This is a genomic window from Streptomyces sp. JLBJ103, from assembly GCF_058215575.1.
This window is the reverse complement of the sequence record NZ_CM177089.1, coordinates 4185602-4208055: the sequence shown is the minus strand read 5'-3', so window position 1 is coordinate 4208055 and position 22454 is coordinate 4185602. Positions and strand designations below refer to the sequence as shown.

At 69.1% G+C, this 22454-nt stretch carries 22 protein-coding genes; 15 read left to right on the top strand and 7 right to left on the bottom strand.

The window, feature by feature from the left end; all coding sequences use genetic code 11:
- Positions 1-9 precede the first annotated feature (9 nt).
- On the bottom strand, positions 10-1170 hold the full coding sequence (locus AC4BEG_RS18505; protein ID WP_490706955.1) for a S8 family serine peptidase: 1161 nt from the start codon (positions 1168-1170) through the stop codon (positions 10-12).
- 293 nt (positions 1171-1463) lie between these two features.
- Between AC4BEG_RS18505 and AC4BEG_RS18500 the strand changes: the two genes are divergently transcribed.
- From AC4BEG_RS18500 to AC4BEG_RS18455, 10 genes are all read left to right on the top strand, one after another.
- Positions 1464-1964, top strand: coding sequence for a GtrA family protein (locus tag AC4BEG_RS18500; RefSeq protein WP_490706954.1), 501 nt, complete (start codon positions 1464-1466; stop codon positions 1962-1964).
- On the top strand, positions 1961-3253 hold the full coding sequence (locus AC4BEG_RS18495) for a glycosyltransferase (protein WP_490706953.1): 1293 nt from the start codon (positions 1961-1963) through the stop codon (positions 3251-3253). Before AC4BEG_RS18500 ends, AC4BEG_RS18495 begins: the two co-directional genes overlap by 4 nt.
- A complete protein-coding gene (locus AC4BEG_RS18490; RefSeq protein WP_490706952.1) occupies positions 3246-4934 on the top strand; it encodes a glycosyltransferase family 39 protein in 1689 nt (562 codons plus the stop codon). Before AC4BEG_RS18495 ends, AC4BEG_RS18490 begins: the two co-directional genes overlap by 8 nt.
- 24 nt (positions 4935-4958) lie before the next feature.
- A complete protein-coding gene (locus AC4BEG_RS18485) occupies positions 4959-6401 on the top strand; it encodes a hypothetical protein (protein WP_490706951.1) in 1443 nt (480 codons plus the stop codon).
- Positions 6402-6557: 156 nt separating this feature from the next.
- Positions 6558-6989 (top strand): hypothetical protein, encoded by a 432-nt coding sequence (locus tag AC4BEG_RS18480; RefSeq protein WP_490706950.1) that lies wholly within the window; start codon positions 6558-6560, stop codon positions 6987-6989.
- A 2-nt stretch (positions 6990-6991) separates the two neighbouring features.
- The gene (locus tag AC4BEG_RS18475; RefSeq protein WP_490706949.1) at positions 6992-8899 is read left to right on the top strand and encodes a PAS domain S-box protein; all 1908 of its coding nucleotides are present in this window, start codon (positions 6992-6994) and stop codon (positions 8897-8899) included.
- Entirely contained in the window at positions 8896-9591 is a 696-nt protein-coding gene (locus AC4BEG_RS18470; RefSeq protein WP_490706948.1) for a response regulator, read from the top strand. The genes AC4BEG_RS18475 and AC4BEG_RS18470 overlap by 4 nt, the downstream gene beginning before the upstream one ends.
- Before the next feature lie 268 nt (positions 9592-9859).
- Positions 9860-10552 (top strand): response regulator, encoded by a 693-nt coding sequence (locus tag AC4BEG_RS18465; protein ID WP_490706947.1) that lies wholly within the window; start codon positions 9860-9862, stop codon positions 10550-10552.
- Positions 10540-12150 carry a sensor histidine kinase gene (locus tag AC4BEG_RS18460; RefSeq protein ID WP_490706946.1) on the top strand — a complete coding sequence of 537 codons (1611 nt, stop codon included), beginning with the start codon at positions 10540-10542 and terminating at the stop codon, positions 12148-12150. The genes AC4BEG_RS18465 and AC4BEG_RS18460 overlap by 13 nt, the downstream gene beginning before the upstream one ends.
- Before the next feature lie 37 nt (positions 12151-12187).
- Positions 12188-13264 (top strand): polyprenyl synthetase family protein, encoded by a 1077-nt coding sequence (locus tag AC4BEG_RS18455; RefSeq protein ID WP_490706945.1) that lies wholly within the window; start codon positions 12188-12190, stop codon positions 13262-13264.
- Here AC4BEG_RS18455 and AC4BEG_RS18450 read toward each other — a convergent pair.
- The 5 genes from AC4BEG_RS18450 to AC4BEG_RS18430 all read right to left on the bottom strand — a co-directional run bounded on the left by AC4BEG_RS18450 (position 13252) and on the right by AC4BEG_RS18430 (position 16274).
- Positions 13252-13431: a hypothetical protein gene (locus AC4BEG_RS18450; RefSeq protein WP_490706944.1), complete on the bottom strand. Its 180-nt coding sequence runs from the start codon at positions 13429-13431 to the stop codon at positions 13252-13254. The two genes, AC4BEG_RS18455 and AC4BEG_RS18450, sit on opposite strands and share 13 nt — an antisense overlap.
- Positions 13432-13489: 58 nt before the next feature.
- On the bottom strand, positions 13490-14653 hold the full coding sequence (locus AC4BEG_RS18445) for a glycosyl hydrolase family 8 (protein ID WP_490706943.1): 1164 nt from the start codon (positions 14651-14653) through the stop codon (positions 13490-13492).
- A 47-nt stretch (positions 14654-14700) separates the two neighbouring features.
- Complete coding sequence (locus AC4BEG_RS18440; RefSeq protein ID WP_490706942.1) at positions 14701-14871, bottom strand: hypothetical protein; 171 nt, start codon at positions 14869-14871, stop codon at positions 14701-14703.
- Positions 14872-14925: 54 nt separating this feature from the next.
- Positions 14926-15279 carry a PRC-barrel domain-containing protein gene (locus AC4BEG_RS18435; protein ID WP_490706941.1) on the bottom strand — a complete coding sequence of 118 codons (354 nt, stop codon included), beginning with the start codon at positions 15277-15279 and terminating at the stop codon, positions 14926-14928.
- Positions 15280-15425: 146 nt separating this feature from the next.
- Positions 15426-16274 carry an RNA polymerase sigma factor SigF gene (locus AC4BEG_RS18430; RefSeq protein ID WP_490707120.1) on the bottom strand — a complete coding sequence of 283 codons (849 nt, stop codon included), beginning with the start codon at positions 16272-16274 and terminating at the stop codon, positions 15426-15428.
- A 579-nt stretch (positions 16275-16853) separates the two neighbouring features.
- Between AC4BEG_RS18430 and AC4BEG_RS18425 the strand changes: the two genes are divergently transcribed.
- From AC4BEG_RS18425 to AC4BEG_RS18405, 5 genes are read left to right on the top strand one after another with little or no spacing between them, the layout of a single operon-like run.
- Complete coding sequence (locus tag AC4BEG_RS18425; RefSeq protein WP_490706940.1) at positions 16854-17186, top strand: hypothetical protein; 333 nt, start codon at positions 16854-16856, stop codon at positions 17184-17186.
- Between the two features lie 60 nt (positions 17187-17246).
- Positions 17247-17558, top strand: a complete 312-nt coding sequence (locus tag AC4BEG_RS18420; protein WP_176182112.1) for a pore-forming ESAT-6 family protein — start codon at positions 17247-17249, stop codon at positions 17556-17558.
- Positions 17559-17604: 46 nt separating this feature from the next.
- Complete coding sequence (locus AC4BEG_RS18415) at positions 17605-17994, top strand: DUF6507 family protein (RefSeq protein WP_490706939.1); 390 nt, start codon at positions 17605-17607, stop codon at positions 17992-17994.
- Positions 17991-20588: an ICP22 family protein gene (locus AC4BEG_RS18410; protein WP_490706938.1), complete on the top strand. Its 2598-nt coding sequence runs from the start codon at positions 17991-17993 to the stop codon at positions 20586-20588. Before AC4BEG_RS18415 ends, AC4BEG_RS18410 begins: the two co-directional genes overlap by 4 nt.
- Positions 20589-20644: 56 nt before the next feature.
- Positions 20645-21571, top strand: a complete 927-nt coding sequence (locus AC4BEG_RS18405; RefSeq protein ID WP_490706937.1) for a hypothetical protein — start codon at positions 20645-20647, stop codon at positions 21569-21571.
- 59 nt (positions 21572-21630) lie between these two features.
- Here AC4BEG_RS18405 and AC4BEG_RS18400 read toward each other — a convergent pair.
- Positions 21631-22439 (bottom strand): IS5 family transposase gene (locus AC4BEG_RS18400; RefSeq protein ID WP_490703778.1). Its coding sequence is split into 2 segments (ribosomal slippage): positions 21631-22097 and positions 22097-22439, totalling 810 coding nucleotides; the frame shifts between segments, so codons are not numbered across the junction.
- Between the last annotated feature and the right edge of the window lie 15 nt (positions 22440-22454).

Here is a 22454-nt window from a genome sequence, read left to right as displayed (position 1 = left end):
GCCCGCCGGTCAGCCGTTGCGGGAGTTGTTGCGCGGGGGCCTGCGGCGGCTGATCAGCACCACCGCCAGGACCGCGAGCACCACCAGTACTCCGGCCACCACTCCTATCGTGACCAGGGCGGATTCATCATCCGACGGTTGCTCGGCGGAGGCGGGCTTGGTCCGCGGACGGTGCCCGGCGGCGGAGAGATCGGTGGAGGCGGACGGTGCGGCACGGTCCGCCAGCGCCTTCGCCGGGGCGATCCGCCCGAAGCCATGGGCCGGATTGTGGCCCGTCGATCCCTTGCGGTCGGCGGTGTCGATCAGCTTCTGGACCACCTGGCGAGAGTTCCAGCGCGGGTGCTCCGAGCGCAGCAGGGCGGCTCCGGCCGCGACCCAGGGGGCGGCGTACCCGGTGCCGTCACCGGTCCAGTAGTTGTTGTTACGGGCCGTGGTCAGGATGCCGACACCGGGCGCGGCCAGCGTGAGCTTCCCGCCGCGGTGGGAGGAGGTCCACACCGCGCCCTTCTTGTCGGTGGCCACCACGGCGACCACCCCGGGCAGCGCGGCCGGGTAGGTGGAGCCGTTGCCGTCCTTGCCGTTGTCGCCCGCACCCGCCACCACCACGGCGTCCTGGGCGAGGGCGTACTTCACCGCGGACCGCAGGGCCGGGGTGGGCCGCTTGAAGGAGACGGCCACGTCGATGACCCGCACACCGTGGCTGGCGGCATGCCGGATGGCCTTCGCGGTGGCGTCGGCCAGCGGTTTTCCATCGCGGTAGACGCCCAGCGGCATCACCTGTGCCTCGGGCGCGAGGCCGTACACCCCGTCGCCGCGGTAATTGCGGCCGGTGCCGACGATGATTCCGGCCGTCTGGGTGCTCTGTTCCGCCGCGCGGCCGTCGTCGCGGGTGCCGGAGCCGCCGGAGCCGCCCGCGAAGTCCTTTCCGCGCACGATACGTCCGCGCAGATCGGGGTGGGTCGCGTCAACACCAGTGCCGATGACCGCGACGGTCACTCCGGCACCCTTGCTGAATTTCCAGGCGCGCTCGGCCTTGAGCGTGTTCAGCGCCCATTCGGAATTCTGGAGACCTCCGGAATCGGATTCACTTGCCGCGGCCGGCATGGCCATAGCGAGGGTCATCAGCACGATGACCGCTCCGGCCCGGCCGGCGAATCGATGGCGTGACATCACGTGACCTGACATTACGTCACCTACTCTCTTCGCACGGGACGCAAGGCCGTCGGGCCCATTTCATCTTGGGCATCCCCCGGGGGTACTGACACCCGCGGGAGAGGGAAGAGCAGGTCCCTTCTTTGGGGGACCGCCCGGGAGGCACGGTCCCCGCTCTCCCCAAGACGGGGGAGCAGAGAGATCCGCCGAAGGTGTACCAACCGCTCCCCCGACCGCGGGTACTACCTCCTTTTCGGGTGACGCACTCTTGGACTCACTGGCCGAAAGAGCCTCCTGTCGAGGGAGTCGCGATGCAGCGTTTCCGAACGTTCAGCGAGCGCACCGGCGAGCCGGGCGAACGGGCGGAGGTCACCGTCCGGAGGCGGACCGGAATGTTCTCGCGAATCCTCTCGGTGCGGAATCTGCCGGTGGGCCTGTCCGGTCTCGCCGTACGCTTCGCGGTCGTCGGCGGGGGCGGCGTCCTGGTGAACACCGCGGTCCTCTATGCGCTCTATCACTGGGTCGGAATTCCGCTGCTGGCGGCGTCGTCGATCGCGGTGGAGCTCGCGGTGGTCCACAACTATCTGCTGAACGACCGGTGGACCTTCGCGGCCCGCACCCGGTCCGCCGGACGATTCGTCAAATTCAATGTATCCGTACTGGGCGGACTCGCGGTCAATGTCCTCATCGTCTGGTCGCTGGTCCGCGCGGGAATGCATCTACTGCTGGCGAATTGCTTCGGTATCGGAGCCGCGTTCGCGGTCAATTTCGCCACCAGTACGGGCTGGGTCTGGGGGAGGCGAAGCCGATGATTGTCGCGGCCATCTACTTCGTGCTGGTGTCGGTGTCCATCCTGCTCACCGTGCAGTCGACTCATGTCCTCTATCTCATGCTCTACACCTGGGACCGGTCCGACGCCGAACGGAGGGCCAGGGCGCCGGAGTCGTTTCTGCCGCCCCATCTCTCCTTCAGCGTCCTGCTGCCCGCCCGGCATGAGGAGGACGTCATCCAGAGCACCATCGAGCGCGTGGTGCGGGCCGACTATCCGCCCGACCTGCTGGAGGTCTTCGTGATCTGTTCACAGGACGACACCGGCACGGTGAAAAAGGCGGAAGAGAAGATCGACGAGCTGAACCGCGAAGGGCTGCACAATGTGCGCGTCGTGGTCTTCGGCGACAAGCCGATCAACAAGCCGCACGGACTCAACGCGGCCCTTCCGCACGCCACCAAGGACGTGGTGACGATCTTCGACGCGGAGGACGACATCCACCCGAAGATCTTCAGCCTGGTCAATACGGTCATGGTCCAGGAGCAGGTCAAGGTGGTCCAGGCCGGGGTCCAGCTGATGAACTACCAGTCCAACTGGTACTCGACGCTGAACGTCCTGGAGTACTTCTTCTGGTTCAAGAGCCGGCTGCACTACCACGCCCACTACGGCTCCATTCCACTCGGCGGCAACACCGTCTTCTTCGCCCGTGAGCTGCTGATACGGCTCGGCGGCTGGGACGACCGCAACCTCACCGAGGACGCCGATATGGGGCTGCGAATCTCCGCCATGGGCGAGAAGGTGCGCGTGGTCTACGACGACCGGTATGTGACGAAGGAGGAGACCCCGCCGACCCTCGGCCATTTCATCCGGCAGCGCACCCGCTGGAGCCAGGGCTTCATGCAGACCCTGAAGAAGGGCACCTGGAAGGAGATGCCCACGCGCAAACAGCGCTGGCTCGCCTTCTACGTCCTGGCCTTCCCCCGCGGACAGGCACTGCTGGGTCTGTATCTGCCGCTGTCGCTGGGGATGATCCTAATCCTCAAAGTGCCGGTCCTGATCGCGTTGTTCTCATATCTGCCCGTGCTGCTGCTGGCCGCGCACTTCCTGGTCCAGGTGGTCGGTCTCTACGAGTTCACCGGCGCGCACGGTCTCGAAGCCTCGCCGAAGACAGTCGTACGGATGGCCATCGCCTGGTTCCCCTTCCAGATGGTGCTGGCCTACGCCGCGCTGCGCGCCATGCGGCGGCAGCTGATCGGCCGCCACGACTGGGAGAAGACGCAGCACGTGGGCGCCCACCGGGCGCCGACCGAGGAGGCGGAGTCGCGTGTCTGACAACACCAGGCCCCCGGAGCCGGTCGCGGTCGGCGACGCTCCCCGGCGCCCCGCGCGGCGCCGCCGTCCCCGCTTCTCCGTGGAGCGCGGCTGGTTCCCCCCGCTGGGTGGCAAGGGCAAGGCCGCCCTGGTCTTCGCGCTGCTCACCGGAGCCCTCACCCACGGCTACCACCTGTTCCGCTATCCGCTGTACCTCACCGACGAGGGCATCTACATGCAGCGGGCGTGGTCGCTGGTGCGGGAGACCAGCCTGTCCCCGTACACCTATGACTACGACCACGCCCCGATGGGCTGGATCACGCTGGCCGGGTGGGTCTTCCCGCTGCCGAACCAGTTCGAGACCTTCGGGAACGCGATCAACACCGGTCGTTTTCTGATGCTGCTGGTGCATGTCGCGAGCGTGTATCTGCTCTTCGAGGTCACCCGGCGGCTGTCCGGCAGTGTGCTGGCCGCGACCGTGACCACGTTCTTCTTCAACGTCTCGCCGATCGCGGTCTACTTCCAGCGCCAGGTCCTGCTGGACAACCTCATGATGTTCTGGCTGCTGCTGAGCCTGTTCATGCTGCTGCGCCGGGAGACCACCATCAGATCGGTGTTCGGCGGCGGGCTGGCCCTGGGGATCGCGCTGATCACCAAGGAAAACGCGATCTTCTTTGCGCCCAGCTTCATGTATCTGCTCTACCGACGGGTCAAGGGATCGCCCAGCCAACGGTTCACCGGCTCCCTGTGGCCGTTCGCCACGGCGGCCCCGATCGGCGCCTATGTGACCTACGCGCTGCTCAAGAACGAGCTCATGCCGAGCAGTCTCGACTTCGATCTGAACAACCCGCCCGCGGACCACGTCTCGCTGCTCTACACCCTGTGGTGGCAGCTCAACCGCAACCAGGGCAACCTGCTCAGCCACAACGGTCTGCTGCACACCAGCTGGCTGCCGCGGGACGGACTGCTGCTGGTGGCCGGGTTCATCGCCATGGTGATCTGCCTGTTCTGGGGACTGCGGGACCGGAAGCGCAATCTGGGCTTCCTGATCGCCGGGACGCTGGCCTTCGGCTACAGCTTCTACCTGCTGCGCGGCAGTGTCGTGCTGGACTTCTACGTCACCCCGCTGATCCCCATGTTCGCCATGAACATCGGCATGGTCGTGGACCGGATGCTGAAGGCTTCCTATTCCAGTCGACTGCTTCAGCGGGCGCATTCCACGGTGCGGGTCGCGCTGCCGGTGATGGTGGCCGTCATTCTGCTGGCGGCACCCTCCACCGGATATCTCATGACGACCAACACCGAGGGCGTCACACAGATCGCGGACCAGTACCAGTCCAAGCTGAATTTGACCGGGATGCAGCATGCGCAGATCGCCTGGATACGCAAGAACGTACCGTCCAACGCGCGCATCGTCATGGACGACGACCTCTGGGGCGAATTGCATGACGTACGTCCGTTCTATCCGTATGCGCATTCCCACTGGAATGCTTCCTCGGACCCCGACCTACGGGACAAGCTCTTCAAGAAGAGATGGCAGAACATCGACTACATCATCATGTCGAACAAGATGCGCAAGTCCATCGCGGCAAACAACTCGGACGGCCGGGAGAACTGGATACTGCAAGCGCTGCGGAATTCTGACCGGGTCTGGTCGGACACCCAGGGCAATATCAAGCTGGAAATCTACCGTGTGCAATAGCCATGGGAAGAGGAGGTGAAGGCCATGCCTGAGTACGACGACGACTGGGATGTTCCGGAGGACGAGGACAGGGATGTTCCCGAGAACGAGGGAGACACCCCGGACCGGAACAGCGACCGGAACAAGAAGAAGATCACCTGGAAGACGGTCCTGCTCGCGCTCGTGGTCTTCGCGATCGTCGGATCGCTCGTCCAGGTCATCGCGCGCGGCGGCTTCGGAGGCGCCCTGAACACCACCGGCAACGGCGGGGGCGGCTCCGCGAAGAAGGAGCGGTCCGAGCAGGAGGTGCGGCCGCCGAAGCCGCCCAAGACCATCCGGCTGGGCAACCAGCGCATCCCGCAGTCCTCCGGCCCGATCATCGTGATCAACCCGGGCCTGGTGACACCGGGCAGCAAGGCCGCGGTCGAGGGCGGTGGCTTCGACAAGAAGGCCACGGTGGACATCCTGCTCAAGGCCCGGAAATCGGCCACCAAGGGCCGTCCCATCGGCAGTGTCAAAACGGACCGCTACGGCTCTATCTACGCCCGGTTCACCCTGCCCGAGTCGGCCGGCAACCGGCCCACCACCCTCGTCGCCCAGCAGCGCGGCAGCACCAAGGCCGCCGAGGCCCAGGTGGTCACCGGTGGCGCGGTCGGCACCGCCAGGATCAACAAGATGGTCGGGCGGCCGGGCGATGTGGTGTCGGTCAGTGCCCATGGCTTCCGCCCCGGTGAGGCGATCGACGTGTTCTGGGGGCGGACCACCGGCACCCCCGTGACCACGCTGCACACCGACAGCGGCGGCGGTGTGGGCCGCGCGGACATCAAGGTGGGCGTCGCCCCGACCGGCTCCAGCACCCTGGTCCTGGTGGGCAAGCGCAGCAAGACCACGGCCACCGCGCCGTTCCAGATGCTCGCGATGTACCCCACGATCAAGTCCTCGCCCTATGCGCTCAAGGCCGGTCAGCGGCTGACGCTGTCCGCCAAGAAGTTCGCGCCCGGCGAGCGGGTGCTGGTCTACATCAACTCCACCGGCGGTCTCCCCGCCTTCACCGCCCAGGCGAACGAGATGGGGCAGATCCGCGATGTGGCGTTCAACGTGCCGTACGGCCTCAAGGGACGGCAGACGCTGATGGCGATCGGCGACCAGAGCCGGGCCGTGGTCCGCTCCGGCTTCACGGTGCTGCCGTACACCCCGTCCGCCGAGCCCAGCGCCTTTGGCGGCAGGGCGGGCACCACGCTCAGCTTCTACGTCTCCGGCTTCGCCCCGGGCGAGACGGTCGACGCCTACGCCGGCTCGGCCGCCAACAGCCAGCGGAAGATCGGGACGTTCCAGGTCGACAGCCGGGGCAAGGCGTCGGCGGTGGGCTCGTACAAGATCACCGCGGCGGACGAGAACGGTGTGTCCTTCCAGCTCATCGGCAAGAAGAGCGGCGGCGTGGCGAAGGCCAGCATCAATATGTCGTCCGGCCAGGGCCAGGGGCACTAGGGACGGGAACGACACCCGAACGAGAACGTGGGCCGGGGTCGCACCGGCCGGCAGGGGGCGGGGCCCACGTTCGGGAAAAGCGGTCACGCAAGGGCCGCGGGACGGCTCGTCGAGGCCGAGAGCGCCGTAGATGTACCATGCGTCCTGGAGTGTCCTATGAGTGTTATTTTCGGCCCGAACTCGCGAAGAGTCCTGCAATTCCTGACCCATATCGAGGACCTCTCGCCGGAGGAAATCGACCGGGTGGCCGATCTGTGGAAGCAGACCTCCAGCCAGACCCGTGCCGAGGGATGGGCGGAGGTCCACCGCACCACGACCGATGTGGAGCGGTACCGGATCCTTGTGGCCGCCTCGGTGGCCCGCCGGGCCGCCCTGGACACGGCGCAGCACCACCACCGGAGCGACTGGGCCTTCTGGGCCGCGGTGTGGGACGCCGCGGCGGCCGTCGCGGTGTGCGACCGCATCGGAAGTCACTACAACGTGCTGGTCGCGCCGCTGGCCGCGGTCATGCCGTCACTGGCGCACTGCCGCCGCGATGAACTCAGCGCCCGCGAACTCCAGGGTGCCGTCCTCAAGGGAGGTGGGTAGCGATGGGCGACAACCGGATCGACGTGGTGGTGGCGGATGACGACCCGGCCGTCCGGGAGGCACTCGCGGATCTCATCGACTCCCACCCGGACCTGGAACTCGTCGGGCTGGCCATCAACCACGAACAGGCCGTGCGCTCCGCGGTCGAGCACCGCCCCAAGGTCGTGATCATGGACGTACACATGCCCAAGGGCGACGCCCCGGGCAGTGTCCGCGCCATCCGCGACCAGGTCCCCGGCGCCCGGGTGGTCGCGCTGTCCGCCCACGGCGACCGCGAGACCGTCCTCAACATGCTCGCCGTCGGGGCCAGCGGCTATCTGGTCAAGGGCACCCCGGCCGAGGAGATCATCGAGGCGATCACCCGGGCCTCGCGCGACCAGTTCAGCATGTCCGCCGAACTGCTCGCCGACTGCGCCGAACCGATGCGCCGCGCCGACCGCTCCTCCTGGCGCTTCGAGGACCTGGTGGGCAGCCGCCTGGAGGAGTCCTACCTCGAACTGCTCGGCCACGCCCCGTGCGGCGTCCTGGTCCTCGGCTCCCGCGGCCGGATCGAGTACGCCAACGCCCACATCCGGCACATGTTCGGCTACAGCTCGGCCGAGCTGCGCGACAAGCGGCTGCGGGACCTGGTTCCCGAACACTTCCGGGCCGCCTCCGAGCAGCTGATCGGCCGGGTCTTCACCGCACCGTCCGCGATGTCCGGCCGCCGCCGCGACGGCGCCGAGTTCCCCGCCCAGTTCAGCGGCGGCCACCTCCAGGGCAAGCGGCCCCGGTGCGTTGTCTTCGTCTCCGACCTCAGCCAGCTGCGGGCCGCCGAGAGCCGGTTCCGCCAGCTCATCGAGTCCTCTCCGGACGCGATGGTGATCGTGGACTCCGCCGGGCGGATCCAGGCCGCCAACAACCGCACCGAAGCCCTCTTCGGCTACGACCGCGACCATCTGATCGGCCGCGCCGTGGAGGCGCTCCTCCCCGACCAGCCGCTCACCATCTCGCTGCGCGAATGGGACGACACCGTGGAGCAGCCGGTCGGCCACAGCATGGAGCTGGTGGGCCGCCGCAGCGACGCCAAGCAGTTCCCGGCCGACATCAGCATCAGCCCGCTGCGTACCGAGGAGGGGCTGCTGACCGTCCTCACCATCCGGGACATCACCGAGGTGCAGCGCGCCCAGTTCGTCCTGGAGCGCAGCCTGGAGCTGCTGGAGGTCACCGACCGCGACCGCCAGGCGCTGCTGAGCCATCTGGTCCACGCCCAGGAGGCCGAGCGCGGGCGGATCGCCGCCGATATCCACGACGACACCATCCAGGTGATCACCGCGGCCAGCCTCCGGCTCCAGCAGCTGCGCCGACGGCTGCGGGACCCCGAGGAGCAACGGGTGATGGAGAAGCTGGACGAGACCCTCAAGCTCTCGCTCAGCAGACTGCGGCAGCTGATCTTCGATCTGCGCCCCTCCAGCCTGGAGCACGGCTGTCTGGCCGGGGCACTGCGCGGACTGCTGGAGCAGATACGCACCGAGACCGGGATCACCTACCGGCTGGAGGACCGGCTCACGGTCAAGCCCCCGCCGGAGACCATGGCGCTGATCTACCGGACCGCGCAGGAAGCCCTGATGAACGTGCGCAAGCACGCGCGGGCGAAGACGGTCCATGTACAGCTGCTCGGGCTGGACGACGGCTGTCTGGTGCGGATCGTCGACGACGGCGAGGGCTACAACCCGCTGGAGGTGGAGTCCCGCCCCGGCCATCTCGGCCTCTCCCTGATCCAGGAGCGGGCCCAGATCGCGGGCGGCTGGTGCCGTATCGAGAGCGCGCCGGGATCGGGCACCACCGTGGAGTTCTGGGTGCCGCTCGGTGAGGTGCGGCCCCCCGCCCTCGACCCGCTGGGTCCCCCGGAAGGGGACGTGCAGCCGTGACCGCACCGGCCGATCTGACCAAGGTGCTGATCGTCGAGGACCACCGGGTGGTGGCCGAGGGGCTGTGGGCCCTGCTGGCCGAGTACGGGGACCTGACGGTGGTCGGCTGGGCCGACTCGGTCGCCGAGACCGTGGCCATGGCCACGGAGCTGAAGCCCGATGTGGCACTGGTCGACTTCCGGCTGCCCGACGGCACCGGCGCCGACGCGGCCGCCAGCATCCGGGCCCAGGATCCGTCGACCGCCATCGTGATCCTCAGCGCCGACGCCAGCGACTCGGCGCTGCTGGCCGCGGTGGAGGCGGGCGCCTGCGGCTATCTGCTCAAATCGGCGAGCGGCGACGAGATCGCCGGGGCCATCCGTTCGGCCGCCGAGGGCGAGACCCTCATCCCGGCCAGCACCCTGGTGGAGGTGCTGGCCCGGCACCGCGAGACCGCCCGGTCCTCCGCCGAGCAGACCGAGCGGCTGGAGTCCCTGACCAAGCGCGAGCAGGAGATCCTCACGCTGATGAGCCAGGGGCTGGACAACCGGGCCGTCGCGGAGCATCTGAGCATCAGCTACGCCACCGTGCGCACCCATGTGCGCAAGATCCTGGAGAAGCTGGAGGCGCGCTCCCAGCTGGAGGCGGTCGCCAAGGCCGCCGAGTTCGGCTTCAAGCCCGCGCAGCCCGACCGTCCCGAGTCCGCCGGCTGACGCCCCCGGGGGAGGCCGTCGGGGAGGCCATCGGTCCGTACGCCCCTGCGGGCCTCCACCGTATGGGGCGGTGCCAGCAGGGGACCAGATGGGGGACAAAGTCCCCCTTCAGGTGGAATTCCCGGCACACCGAGTCGGGTTCCCTCCCCATGCGAGTCCTTACGCGGATCCGACGGCCCCCGAGCCGGGGCCCCGTCCTCCGTCCGCCCCGACGGTCACGTTCGCCGCGGTGATCGCGACCGTCCCGTTCCCCGGGCAGGTGAGCCAAATGGCGCTTCGCGTTCTCATCGCCGACGACCATGCGGTGGTCCGCCAGGGTCTGCGCATGATCCTCGGGCTCGACAACGACATCAAGGTGGTCGGTGAGACGACCAACGGCCGGGAGGCCGTACGGCTGGCCCGGGAGCTGTGCCCCGACGTCGTGCTGATGGACCTGCTGATGCCCGTGATGGACGGGGTCTCGGCCACCGCGGAGATCCGCCAGGACCTGCCCGAGGTCGAGGTGGTGGCGCTGACCAGCTCGCTCGACGACGCCATGGTCATGGGCGCGGTACGGGCCGGGGCGATCGGCTTCCTGCTGAAGAACGCCGAGGCCGATGACCTCAGGAACGCGGTCAAGGCCGCCGCCGCGGGCCAGATCCATGTCTCCCCCGCCGCTATCTCCCGGCTGATGGGCCAGGTCAGGGACCCCAGCGGCCCGGAACAGCTCACCGAGCGGGAGACCGAGGTGCTGACCATGCTCGCCCGCGGCAAGGCCAACAAGGAGATCGCCCGCGATCTGCGGATCGGCCAGCAGACGGTGAAGACCTACGTCAGCCACATCCTGACCAAGCTGGGCGTGCACAGCCGGACCCAGGCCGCGGTCTACGCGGTGCAGTCGGGCCTGGTCCCGGCCGGTGAGATCAGCCCGCCCGAGGAGCTGGAAGCGACGACGACGAGGGAGCAGTGGTGGTCGGCGTGATCGGCGGACACAGGATCCTGGCCGGGCGGCGACGGCGCGCCAGGACGGCGCTCGCCGAGGTCACCGAACACCTCCTGGCGGGCGAGACCGGCGATACCGTGCTGCGACTGGTCGCCCGCGGACTGCGCGAGGCGCTGGGCGCCGATATGACCCGCGTGATGGTGCTGGAGCCCGGCGACGTCCTGACGGTACGGGTCACCGACGGCGCCCCGGCGGTCGCCCCGCACGGACCGCTGACCCCCGGCGGCTCCGCCCCCGCCCGCCAGGCGATCCGTGCCGGACGGCCCACTCTGTCCGGCGGTGAGCGGCGGCCGCCCCGCTATCGCCGGGTCCCCCATGACACGGCCCTGACCTCGGTGCTGGAGGCGCCCCTGGTGGTGCGCGGCCAGCCGGTGGGGGTGATCGAGGTGGCCAGCCGTTCCGGCGGACGCCGGCTCACCCGCGCCGATGTGCGGACCGTCGAGCGGTTCGTGCCGAGCGCCGGGCACGCGGTCGCCCGGATCCGCCAGCGGGACCAGCTGCGCCGGCTGGCCTCGGCCGCTGCCGGACACAGTGCCGTACGGCGCACCCTGGATTCCCTGGCCGCGGGTGCGGTGGCCCGTACCGGCGCCGCGAGCTGCACCGTCTATCTGCTGGAACCCGGCACGGGGACGACGCTGCGGATGGCGGGCGGCGGCCACGGCCACACCCCGCCGTCACGCAGACCGGCGCTGGAGGCGATCACCGGAGCGGCCCCGGTGATCCACGGCGGCAGCGGCGGCACGGCCGGTGACGGCCCCGCCCGGGGCGCGGTGGCGGCCTGGCCGCTGCTGCGTGAGGGCACCGCGATCGGGGCGATGTGCTGCCACTTCCCCGCGGGCCGAGACCCCGCCGACGCCGATCTCACCGTCCTGGAGGTGATCGCCGGGCATGCGGTGTGCGCCGTGGAGCGGGACCGGCAGGGCTCGGCCGCCCAGGAGAAGGCGGTGCGCGAGGAGCGCCGGCGGATCTCCCGCGAACTGCACGACTCGGTCTCCCAGGCGCTGTACGGCATCGCGCTCGGCGCCCGTACCGCCCGGGAGCTGCTGGAGCGCGATCTCGCGGGACCCGCCGGACTGGCCGAACTCGCCCAGGTCGCCGAGCCGATCGAGTACATCCGGCGGCTCGCGGACGTCGCCATCGCCGAGACCCGGACGCTGCTGTGCGAACTGCGGCCCGAGTCGCTGGAGGCCGAGGGGCTGGTCGCGGCGCTCACCCGGCATGTGGAGGCGCTGCGGGACCGGTACGGCATCGCGGCCGAGGCCCGGCTCGGCGACGAGCCGGAGACCACGCCCGAGGCCAAGCACGCGCTGTTCCGGATCGCCCAGGAGTCGCTGCACAACGTCGCCAAGCACTCCCGCGCCCGGAACGTCACCCTCCATCTACTCAGTGGTCCGGGCACCGTGACGTTGACGGTCGCCGACGACGGTGTCGGCTTCGACTGCCAGGGCTCCTTCCCCGGTCATCTGGGGCTGCTCTCCATGCGGGAGCGGGCCCGCGAGGTCGGCGGCACCCTGAACGTGGACAGCAGCCCGGGCCGGGGCAGCCGGATCCGGGCCACCGTCCCGACCGGCCCTTGAGCCCATATTTCTGACGGTATATGAGACATTTCTGTGCATGCAGCCGACCGTGTGGGACCGCACGCTGGACGCCGGGCTCAGCGCCGGGCACACGGCGGTCGAGGAGGGCCTGTTGCGGGCCACCCGGAGCGATGTGCCGTTCATCACCGAGGCCGCGCGGCGGCGTCTGAGCTCGCGCGGCCCGCGCCTGATGCCGCTGCTGGTGCTGCTGGCCGCGCGGTTCGGCGATCCGGAGGCGCCCGGGGTGGTGCCCGCGGCCGTGGTCGTCGAGCTGACCCACCGGGCGACGCAACTCCACGACGAGATGTGGGACGAGACGGGCGTACACCGCCGGGGCCCCGGCGCCGCCGGTCCCGCCCCGGACGCCAACTGGGACAACACGGTGGCCGTCCTCACCGGCGACTTCCTCTTCGCCCGAGCCTCGCATCTGCTGGCGGGGCTGGGCCCGCGGGCCGTACGGCTCCAGGCCGAGGCGTTCAAACAGCTGGTCACCGGCCAGATCCTGGAGACGGCGGGGCCACCGGACGGCCATGATCCGGTCGCTCACCACCTGGCGGTGCTGACCGGCCGGTGCGGTTCGCTCACCGCCGTCTCCGGGCGGCTCGGCGCGATGACCGCCGGGGCCGGTCCGGCCGTCACCGACGCCCTCGACCGCTACGGCGAACGGCTGGGCGTCGCCCACCGGCTGGCCGCCGAGGCGGGCCCGGCCCTGCCCGCGGATGCCCTGTCCCGGGACGCCGTGCCCGCGGACGCCCTGTCCCAGGACGCCGTGTCCCCGGGCCGCCGCCCCACGCTGCCGCTTCTGCTGCTGCGGTCGCGGGGAGCGGCGGCGGACAGCGGCGAGAACCGGGACGGGAACGCGGACCGGGAGCTGTACGCGCTGCTCACCGCCGGGTCCCCCGAACGGGAACGGCACGCGGAGGCGATGGCCCGGCTGCGGGCCCATCCGGTGCTTGCGGAGGTCCGCCGGGAGGCGGTCCGCCAGGCGCACGCGGCCCGCACCGCCCTGTCACCGCTGCCCGACGGCCCGGCGAAGTCCGCGCTGGACGAGCTGTGCCGGGCGGTGGTGCGGCGGGCCACCGCCGACGGGGACTGCCCCGTTCACGACGGCTGATCTCCGCGCAGCAGCGCCTCACCGAAGCGGCGCAGCCGCGAGAGCGCGTCGGGGTCCAGCGGCTCCCGGCGCCGTACCAGCGCCCGCCTGATCTCGCGCTGCCCGCCCGCCGTACCGCATCGGCACCTCGTACCGACGCCCGTGGGCCGGGCCCTTCGTCGCCTCACAGCGAGGAAACCCGCCGGACGCGAGCGAGAATTCCACCACCGAGCCGCTGGGCCGCCGCTATGGCTCCCATACGTTGTGGCTGATCACCAGCATCGACTGGAGCTGCACCCCGGCGGCGTAGGCGCGGGCCGGGTCGGGTGGGGTCGCGCACAGCCGCTCCCACAGCGCGTCCAGCCACCCCTGCGCCCCCTCGTCGGTCAGCGCGGCGACCGCGAGGGGCGCGGCGAAGGCGGGCGACCAGCCCTCCCCGTAGACCGTGCCATCGAGGTGATAGCCACAGCCGATCCGGGCCGGATCGCCGCCGGTCGCCGTCCGCGCCCACCGGCTGATCCGGCGCGCGGCCATCCCTGACCGGGGATCGCCGCCAAGCGCCGCGTCGGTGCCGAGGCGCCAGGGGACGCGGCAGGCGTTCCAGTGGTGATCGCCGTCGTGCGGACTCTCCAGGACCCGCGACGGCGCGGGGCGGGGGCGGCCGGTGGTGGTGTCCACGACGAAGTCGGGGAGCAGCCCGGTTTCCGGGGCGTAGTGCCGCTGGAGGGTGTCGGTCAGCGTGAGCTGCGCGTCCAGCACCTCGTCCCAGAAGGGGTCGCGAGTGGCCGCCCGGAACGCCCTGAGGTGACCGGGCATCCCGTCGGACGTCCGCGAAACGCCGTCCCAGCCGCCCGAGGACCAGTCCCCCAGCTTCATCAGCCGGGTCGCCGGGTGCACCTCGCTCTCCTTGACGGCCTCGATACGCCGCAGCGCGAGGGCGGTGTAGTCGCCGCCCCACTGGCGCCCGGCGAGCAGCAGCCCGTACGCGATGTCCAGATCGCCGTCGGTCGCGGAGGCCGTACCCCCGACGTCGTGTCCGGCGCCGTCCTGCTGGGCGGCGTGCAGCTCCGGGTTGTTGACGGAAGGGTGGGCGCGCACATGGCGGAGGATGCCGTCGAAGACGCTCCTGGCGTCGGGGTCGGCGCCCGCCATCAGCGCGGTGATGACCAGGCCGTAGCCCTGGGCCTCGGCGACGTACGGATGGGCGGCGTCGGGGGTGTACACCGCGCACCGGCCGTCCTCACCGCCGATCCCCCGCCGGACGAAGCACGCCTTCCACCGCAGATAGTGCTCGAGGACCCGGCGGTCGGCCACCGCCGGGTCACCGGAGGGCCGCAGGGTCCCCGGCGGATACGGACGGGTGTGGCTGCCAAAGGGGACGGCCGCCGCGAGGCCCTGTCCCCTTGTCATCGCAGCCGACTTGTCATCGCAGCCGACTTGTCATCGCAGCCGACTTGTCATCGCAGCCGGCGCCGCCGGGTCCGGCGTGCCCAGCCCAGCACCGAGAAGATCACGTCGGCCACGAACAGCACCGCGCCGATGACCAGCAGATAACCCAGCCCCTCCACCGTGGTGCCGATGATCCCGAGCGCCATGGCCACGATCACGAGGAACAGGAACAGTGCCACGGCGCGACGTCTCCTCGGGTCAGCGGCGAGCCTTGGGCAGCGGCAAGCCGTGGGTCAGCGGCGGGCGAGCCGCCGTTCACCGGCGGCGGCCTGGTAGGGCTTGCCGTAGTACTGGAAGATCGTCCCTTCCTGCTCCGCGGGCAGGATGTCGTCCGTCCCGATCGACGGGGCCTTCTTCACCAGCGACCGGTCGTACGAGACCCTGACGTACCCCGGCCCGACGATCGCGTCGTCGACGGGGACGAACACCAGGCGGTGGCGGGTGGGCATCCCGGTACGGACGGTGGCCATATACGGTTCGTCGTTGGTCGTGGCCACATAGATCGCCTCGAGCGAACCAATCTTGCGGCCCTGCTCGTCGACGACGGCGCGGTCGCGCCACTCACGGATATCGGCTGGCTGGATCATGACTCATCACCCTCTGACCTCTGTGCTTCAAGGCTGCCTCGCCTTTCCGCACCACGCCACGCCATCCATCCACAGGGGGTACGCCGCCGTACGCCGTAGGGGCCCGGCCGGAGATTCCGGCCGGGCCCCACGCATCGGCTATGCGGCTATTCAGCGAGCAGTCCGCGGCGCAGCCGGGTGAGCGCCTTCGTGAGCAGCCGTGACACATGCATCTGGGAGACACCCAGCTCGGCGCCGATCTCGGACTGGGTCATCTCGTCCCCGAACCGCATCTGGAGGATCCGCCGGTCCCGCTCGCCGAGCTGCTCCATCAGCGGCTTCAGCGCGTGCAGGTTCTCCACGTTCTCCATGGCGGGATCGAGCTCGCCGATCCGGTCGGCGAAGGTGGTCACCCGGGTGGTGCCGTTCTCATGGTCGGCGGGGGCGTCCAGCGAGGTGGTGAGATAGCCGTTGCTGGCCACCAGTCCGTCGAGAACCTCCTCCTCACTGAGGCTCAGATGCTCGGCCAACTCGGCGGTGGTCGGCGACCGGTCCAGCCGCTGGAAGAGCGCCTCGTTCGCCTTGGCCAGGTCGATCCGCAGCTCCTGGAGCCGACGGGGCACATGCACCGCCCAGCTGGTGTCCCGGAAGAACCGCTTGATCTCCCCCACGATGTAGGGGACCGCGAAGGTGGTGAACTCCACCTCACGGGTCAGGTCGAACCGGTCGATCGCCTTGATCAGACCGATCGTGCCGACCTGGACGACGTCCTCCATCTCCACCGAGCGGTTCCGGAACCGCCGGGCGGCGTAGCGGACCAACGACAAGTTGAGCTCAATCAGGGTGTTCCGCACATATTGGTATTCGTGCGTCCCCTCTTCGAGGTCCGTCAGCCGGTCCAGGAAAGTCTTGGTCAGCGCCCTGGCATCCTTCGGCGCGACCTTCGAGGGGTCCGCCACCGAGGGAAGGCCGGCAAGCTCAACTCCACTGTCCTGCTCAGCTTCGGCTGCCGTCATAACTGACGAGACCACGGGTGCCGTGCCGTTCACGTCGCACTCCCTGTATCGGCTGCATGCATAGGCTGATTGGAGACGCGTGTACCCACCCTCTACACCTTCATTCCTAGAAGTCTCGGCGGCATGCCGGAAGCGGTGCGGATCGCCCGGCGTCCGGCCCACCCCGCAGCGGCCACGCCTGACCCCTCGTCAGCACCATCGCCCACGCCGCGCCGACCCGCGGCCGGGCACGAAACAGGCCCCGCGTAGCCTCCCGCGCCACGCCGACGGTCCGGCTCCACCAGCCTGCCTCGCCCCCCGGGACCGACCAGCGACCCGCCCACTCTTCCCCACCCGCGTGCCCGACCGAACGACACGCGGGCCTCTCGTCCAGTCACGTCGCGACGAGGCACGTCTCAGCCGCAGCGACCCGGACCACAGAGACGATCCGGCGGCGGGTTCGACACGCGAACTTCTTGAGAGTTTCGACACTCCTGTCACGCCTATGTCACAGCCTGTTGAATCAACGTTGCGACCAGTTGGCGTACTTGGAAGGATGGCCCTGGGAACGACCTTTTATCAGCTCGGCGAGGGGGCCGGATGAAGTTCGACATGGGGGCGCAGACCCTGTCGACCTTGCAGTCGAAGTCGCGCGGTTCGAGTGATGATCTCGGTGCGTTGATTCGTCAACTGGTGCAGGCAGCGGAACCGTTGGAGGGAAAGTTCAACGGTTCGGGCAAGGCGGCGTTCGACTCGTTCAAGGCGCGGTCGGACGAGATCTCGCAGTCCCTGCACAGTGCGCTGTCCTCGATCCTGGGTGGACAGTCGGGGATGGACTCGGCATTCGGCTCGGGTGACCAGGAACAAGGTGACAACGCGCGGACGCAGATGTCCGCGGCCAACTTCGACGCGGCGCGTTTCTCCGGCCGTTGATGTTCGGCCGCTGACCGCGATTCCTTCGAGTCCTCTGAGTTCAACGGGGAGTGAGCATTCATGGCTGCCGGCAGTGACCGCCGCTCGTACGACACGGGCGCGTCCGCGGACGCACAGGGCAACATCCAGGCGGTGATCGCCCGCCTGGAAGAAGTGATCACCGCGCGCGACGCCCAGGTGAAGGCGGCGATGGCCGACTTCAGGGCGGACGGTGTGGCGGACGAGTACCACGGCAAGGAGCAGCGCTGGAACCGGTCCTCGCAGGAGGTCAAGAACATCATCCAGCTGCTGAAGACAACACTGGAGAAGAACGACGGCACCGCGCAGCACACGCTGTCGCGTGCGAAGGCCGCGGTCGACAACATCGGCTGAGGCGCGTAGCCGACGACGGCTAACGCTGACGTTCGCTGGGGGGCTCATGACGGGCTGGGATCTGAAGCCACAGGGTATTTCGGGCGTACTCAAGACTACGGGTGAGTTCGCGGCGAAGATCGAGACGCACGCGAAGTCGTACGGCAGCCATCTTCAGTCGGCGGCGGAGAATGCCGGCACCATCAGTGCCGACGCCGGCAAGGGAGGGGAGAAGGCCAAGGGGGGCCTTGTCGCCCTGGCCCTCTCCCAGTTCTCCGAACACGCCACACCCGATCTGAAGTTCATCGCGGCGCGGGCGGGCAAGTCGCTGAAGGGCGCGATGAATGCCACGACCGAATACCTCAACGGCGACCTTCAGATGGCCGCTCAGGCCCAGCACAAGGCGCTGCGCGACCCTGATCTGGACCCGAAGAAGCCGGGGATACAGACCAAATGATCAAGCCTGAGGAGATTCCCCAGTACACCGGTGATCTGGATCTTCTGGAAAAGGCCTGCACCGGACTGAAGAAGGACGCCGGTCATATCCGTACCGTCGGCGCCGATGTCCACAGTCACTTCCAGGGTCTGTCTGCCTACTACAAGGCGCCCGAGGCCGAGCAGCTCTTCGCGACCACCCAACCGGTCAAGGACCGCGCCGATGGCTTCGCCGATGACGTGGGAACGGTCGCCACGGCCCTGTCGGAGTACGCCACCGAGATCCGCCCCCTGGTCACCAAGCTGGCCAACCTCAAGACGAAAGCCACCACGTTCGTGGGCGACCACGAGGGCGACGACGACTGGCAGTACGACGAAGACAAGGTCGACGAACACAACCAGCTGCGCGATGACATCACCCGGACCGTCGCCGCGTTCTGGGCCGCCGAGCGCACCTGCCACAACAAGATCACCGCGCTGTTCCACGGCGCCCAGATGGTCGCCGGAGACGGATCGGACCGCAAGAACCAGTACGGGTTCAACGCGGACGACATGGCGAAGGCCAAGCTCCCCTGGGGCGACCCGGTGGAGGAGAAGCACCACGCCTGGGAGATCGGCCACTGGGTCAAGTCCTTCGTCTGGGACGGCCTGATCGTCGACGGCGTGTGGGGCACCCTCAAAGGCCTGGGCACCCTCGTCGGCTTCGGCGGCTGGGACGCCATGGGCCAGGCATGGAAGGGCCTGGCCCAACTCGCCACCGGCCTGGCCATCACTGCCATCCCCGGCGCGAGCACCCTCTTCTGGGCCCTCCCGGACGACGAACTCCCCTCCTGGCTGCGCGACTCCCGCACGGCCATGAAGGAGACCGGCAAAGCCCTCGTCGCCTGGGACGAATGGGGCAAGAACCCCGGCCGCGCCGCGGGAGCGGTCACCTTCAACGCCCTGACCACCGTCTTCACCGGCGGCGCGGGCAGCGCGGCCTCCGGCGCGGGCAAGGCGGGCGCCGTCGCCAAGACCCTCGCCGCCGCAAGCAAGGCGGGCAAGGCCATCGACCCGATGACCTACATCACCAAGGGCGCGGGCGCGGGTCTGTCCAAGATCGGCGACATCGCCAAGGGGCTCAAGGGGATCGAGTCCATCGACCTCCCCCAACTCCCCGACGGCACGGTCCACATCCCCGAAGGCTCCTACCTCACCCCCGACGGCAAGGTCCACCTCCCCGACGGTTCCGGTTCGCCCATCCCGGACGACGCGGTCAAAATCCCCAAGGACAGCGTCGCCCTGCCCGACGGCGGCCTCCTGCCCCCGGGCAGCGTCAAACTTCCCGGCGAAGGCGCTCCGCGCTTCATGGACACCGACGGCAACATCTACAAGTCCGACGGCTCCCTCGCCCACGACGCCGCCCACGCCCCCACGGACATCGTGGACCGCCCGGCGGCCGGCTCCGACATCCCCAAGGTGGACAGCCCCACCCGCCAACCCGACCTCGTCGCCACCGGCGCCCGCACCCCCGACAACGCGGCCCACATCAACCTGGGCGGCAGCCTGGACGACATCGGCCGCGTCGGCGACGACCTGCCAGGCGGGCGCGTCGGCGACCACCTGCCAGGCGGCGGAGTGGGCGACCACGTGCCGGGCGGCCGGGCCGGAGACAACCTCCCCGGCGGCCACGCGGGCGACAACCTCCCCGGCGGCCACGCCCACGACCACGGCCCCGGCCCATCGGCCAGCCACGAACCGCCCAACGGCGGCCACGGCGACGGTCCTGGCGCGGGCGGCGGCCACGATGGACCTACCGGCGGGCACGGCGAAGGCGCCCCTGCGGGTGGCCACGGAGAAGGCCCCGGAAGTTCCGACAGTGGTGGGCATGGGCCCGGAGGAAATGGTCCGGACGAACCGACTGCGCCTGGCGGGTTCGGTGACGAGAGCACCGGCGATCCACACGACTGGGAGCGGCCGCGCGACGAATCCGGACCCTTCGAGCGCGGCGGTGAGACCGAGCAGAAGATCCGTGAGCAGTTCCGACGCCCGCCCCCGAAGCCGGACGACCTGGACCGTGTACTGGCCAATCTCGCCGACAATCCTGCCGGACAAGAAATCGCCGACACCATTGCGTCCGGCAGGTTCAACGGTGCTGTCGGCTACAAGCAAGTGGTGTCCAGCCTGAGCCACGCGGACAAGATGTCCGGCGGAATCGAGCAGCTCCGCCTCGGCAACCGGCTACACGAGAGCGGCGTCCACGACATCTCCTTCGAGGTTAAGGGAGATGTCGAAATCAAGCCCGGGGTGAGGACCGGTAGCGAGACCGACCTCGATGTCATGGCCCGCGATGCGGACGGCAACGTCCATGGTTATCAGTTCAAAGAGATCCAGAATCCGAAGAAGGCCGTCAAGAAGATCTTCGACAACATGAAGCAGTTGGAACATTCGGGCGCTGACTTCAAGACCTTCGTTGTCGACACCAAGGGCACGCTGGCCGACCACGTCACCCTCAGAACAGAACAGCGCCTTACAGACGTCTACGGTAAGAAGGGCGTTCAGTTCATCATTCGCGTGGAAGATGGGGTTATTGTCGTCCCGCCCCGCGGTAAGTTCATGCCGGAGGGAACACTGTGATCGCTAGCACTCCTGTAGCCCGATGGACCTGGGGACGGGACGGTCAGGACCGGGACATGATCGTCGCTTGCCTCCACGCGGCACTGACTGCCTATTCCGTCCTGGCGGACCACCAGCTCGTGGTCGGTCCTCCGACGGTGTCCGTGTCCGTACACGAGGCCGGGGACTCGAACAGTCACCTCTTCAAGGAAGAGTTCGTGGTCGACGAGCCGTCGCCCCCAGCGGAGGTCGCCCAGCAGTTGGCCACGCGGGTCGAGGCCGCGCTGCGCCCCGGAGAGGTCGGGGGGGTAGACGCCCATGTGAACAGCCCCGGTGTGGTCCTGGCCGGGGAGGCGGACCCTCATGAAGAGCGAGTGTGCCGACTCGGGGTCTCCGCGTTTCTCGATTACCTCACCGTCGATCTGGTGACGTCTTCGGATGCCTGGATGCCGTACGACCTCAAAGGCCGTCCCCAGCCCGCCGTGTACGCGGCGAACGCTCCGCGGCTGTCCGCCACCCTCCGCGATCTCTCGGAGGCGCTCGACATGGAGACCGATCCGGACGACCCGACCTACTTCGGCAAGCCGACCGAGTTCGGCGTCGAAAACTACTTCGACGACGACGGCACAGCGTCCGACGTGTGGTCCAGCTTCGAGGTCCTCACTCGGTACGACACGTTCACACACACGCCCGGATTCGGTCGCATCGGCTACAAGCGCAACGCGGACGGCGAAGTCCAGTACGTTCCCGTGCGAAGTGAGCGCCAGGTACTCGGGTACCTCTGGGCCTCCGACGCCGAGAACGCGGCGAGCTTCGAACCACGGGACGTCGGGGACGACGACGTGTACAAGGAGGGTCTCAAGTGGCTGGACCGGCTGCGCTCGGCGTACGACCGAGGTCTGTCCCCCTCCCAGGCCCTCGCCGAGCTGGCCGACCTCTCGGAGGACGACAAGCCCGGCACGTGTGACCTGGCATCGTTGCGAGGGCTCACGAGCGAAGACTGACCCTACGGGGCGACCACGCCCTCCACGCCCCTGTCCGGCCCCGCCCCTTAGACGTCGTTTCACTTGGTGAGTCGGCGGTAGCCGATGAGGGTTGCGGCTATGCCGACGAAGGCGAGGAAGTGCTCGGCCTTGCGTTCATAGCGACGGTGCAGGCGGCGGCATCCGGCGAGCCAGGAAACCGTCCTTTCGACGACCCAACGGTGGCGACCCAGCCGGGTGGAGGACTCGATGCCCTTGCGGGCGATGCGGTGGCGGATGCCTCTCTTACGGAGCCATCGACGCAGGTGGTCGTAGTCGTAGCCCTTGTCGGCATGGAGCTTGGCCGGACGCCGGCGGCGCGGGCCGCGCCGGGAGCGGATGGGCGGGATCCCGCGCACGAGCGGTTCCAGTCCGAGGCTGTCGTGCATGTTGGCGCCGGAGACGCCCAGGGATAGAGGTAGCCCGTTGCGGTCCGTGATCAGGTGGATTTTCGATCCGCTCTTGCCGCGATCGGTCGGATTCGGTCCGGTCAGTGGCCCCCTTTTGCCGCCCTGACGCTGACGGAGTCGATCGCACACCGCGACCAGTCCAACTCGCCGCGGGCACCGAGCTCGTCGAGGATGACGCGGTGGAGCCTGGCCCATACCCGGTCCCGGCTCCACTGGGCGAAGCGCCGGTAGACGGTGGGCCAGGCCGGCCCGAACACCGGCGGCAGCTGCCGCCACGTGCAGCCCGAGGTGGCCACGAAGATGATCGCTGCCAGGCATGCGCGGTCACCGGCCCGTCGGCGGCCGCCGCCTTGCGGGCGTATGACCTCCGTCGGCGGGACCACCCGCCGGAACAGCACCCACAACTCGTCCGGCACCAACCGCTCAACCAGATCCGTCATGCACGGCTCAACGAG

Bases quoted from the DNA above. Each gene is read 5' to 3' on its own strand.
- AC4BEG_RS18435 (WP_490706941.1), bottom strand. From the start codon at position 15,279: ATGATCCAGCCAGCCGATATCCGTGAGTGGCGCGACCGCGCCGTCGTC.
- AC4BEG_RS18405 (WP_490706937.1), top strand. From the start codon at position 20,645: ATGATCGTCGCTTGCCTCCACGCGGCACTGACTGCCTATTCCGTCCTG.
- AC4BEG_RS18480 (WP_490706950.1), top strand. From the start codon at position 6,558: ATGAGTGTTATTTTCGGCCCGAACTCGCGAAGAGTCCTGCAATTCCTG.
- AC4BEG_RS18420 (WP_176182112.1), top strand. From the start codon at position 17,247: ATGGCTGCCGGCAGTGACCGCCGCTCGTACGACACGGGCGCGTCCGCG.
- AC4BEG_RS18455 (WP_490706945.1), top strand. From the start codon at position 12,188: ATGCAGCCGACCGTGTGGGACCGCACGCTGGACGCCGGGCTCAGCGCC.
- AC4BEG_RS18430 (WP_490707120.1), bottom strand. From the start codon at position 16,274: ATGACGGCAGCCGAAGCTGAGCAGGACAGTGGAGTTGAGCTTGCCGGC.
- AC4BEG_RS18495 (WP_490706953.1), top strand. From the start codon at position 1,961: ATGATTGTCGCGGCCATCTACTTCGTGCTGGTGTCGGTGTCCATCCTG.
- AC4BEG_RS18500 (WP_490706954.1), top strand. From the start codon at position 1,464: ATGCAGCGTTTCCGAACGTTCAGCGAGCGCACCGGCGAGCCGGGCGAA.
- AC4BEG_RS18485 (WP_490706951.1), top strand. From the start codon at position 4,959: ATGCCTGAGTACGACGACGACTGGGATGTTCCGGAGGACGAGGACAGG.
- AC4BEG_RS18445 (WP_490706943.1), bottom strand. From the start codon at position 14,653: ATGACAAGGGGACAGGGCCTCGCGGCGGCCGTCCCCTTTGGCAGCCAC.
- AC4BEG_RS18475 (WP_490706949.1), top strand. From the start codon at position 6,992: ATGGGCGACAACCGGATCGACGTGGTGGTGGCGGATGACGACCCGGCC.
- AC4BEG_RS18415 (WP_490706939.1), top strand. From the start codon at position 17,605: ATGACGGGCTGGGATCTGAAGCCACAGGGTATTTCGGGCGTACTCAAG.
- AC4BEG_RS18505 (WP_490706955.1), bottom strand. From the start codon at position 1,170: ATGTCACGCCATCGATTCGCCGGCCGGGCCGGAGCGGTCATCGTGCTG.
- AC4BEG_RS18425 (WP_490706940.1), top strand. From the start codon at position 16,854: ATGAAGTTCGACATGGGGGCGCAGACCCTGTCGACCTTGCAGTCGAAG.
- AC4BEG_RS18410 (WP_490706938.1), top strand. From the start codon at position 17,991: ATGATCAAGCCTGAGGAGATTCCCCAGTACACCGGTGATCTGGATCTT.
- AC4BEG_RS18465 (WP_490706947.1), top strand. From the start codon at position 9,860: ATGGCGCTTCGCGTTCTCATCGCCGACGACCATGCGGTGGTCCGCCAG.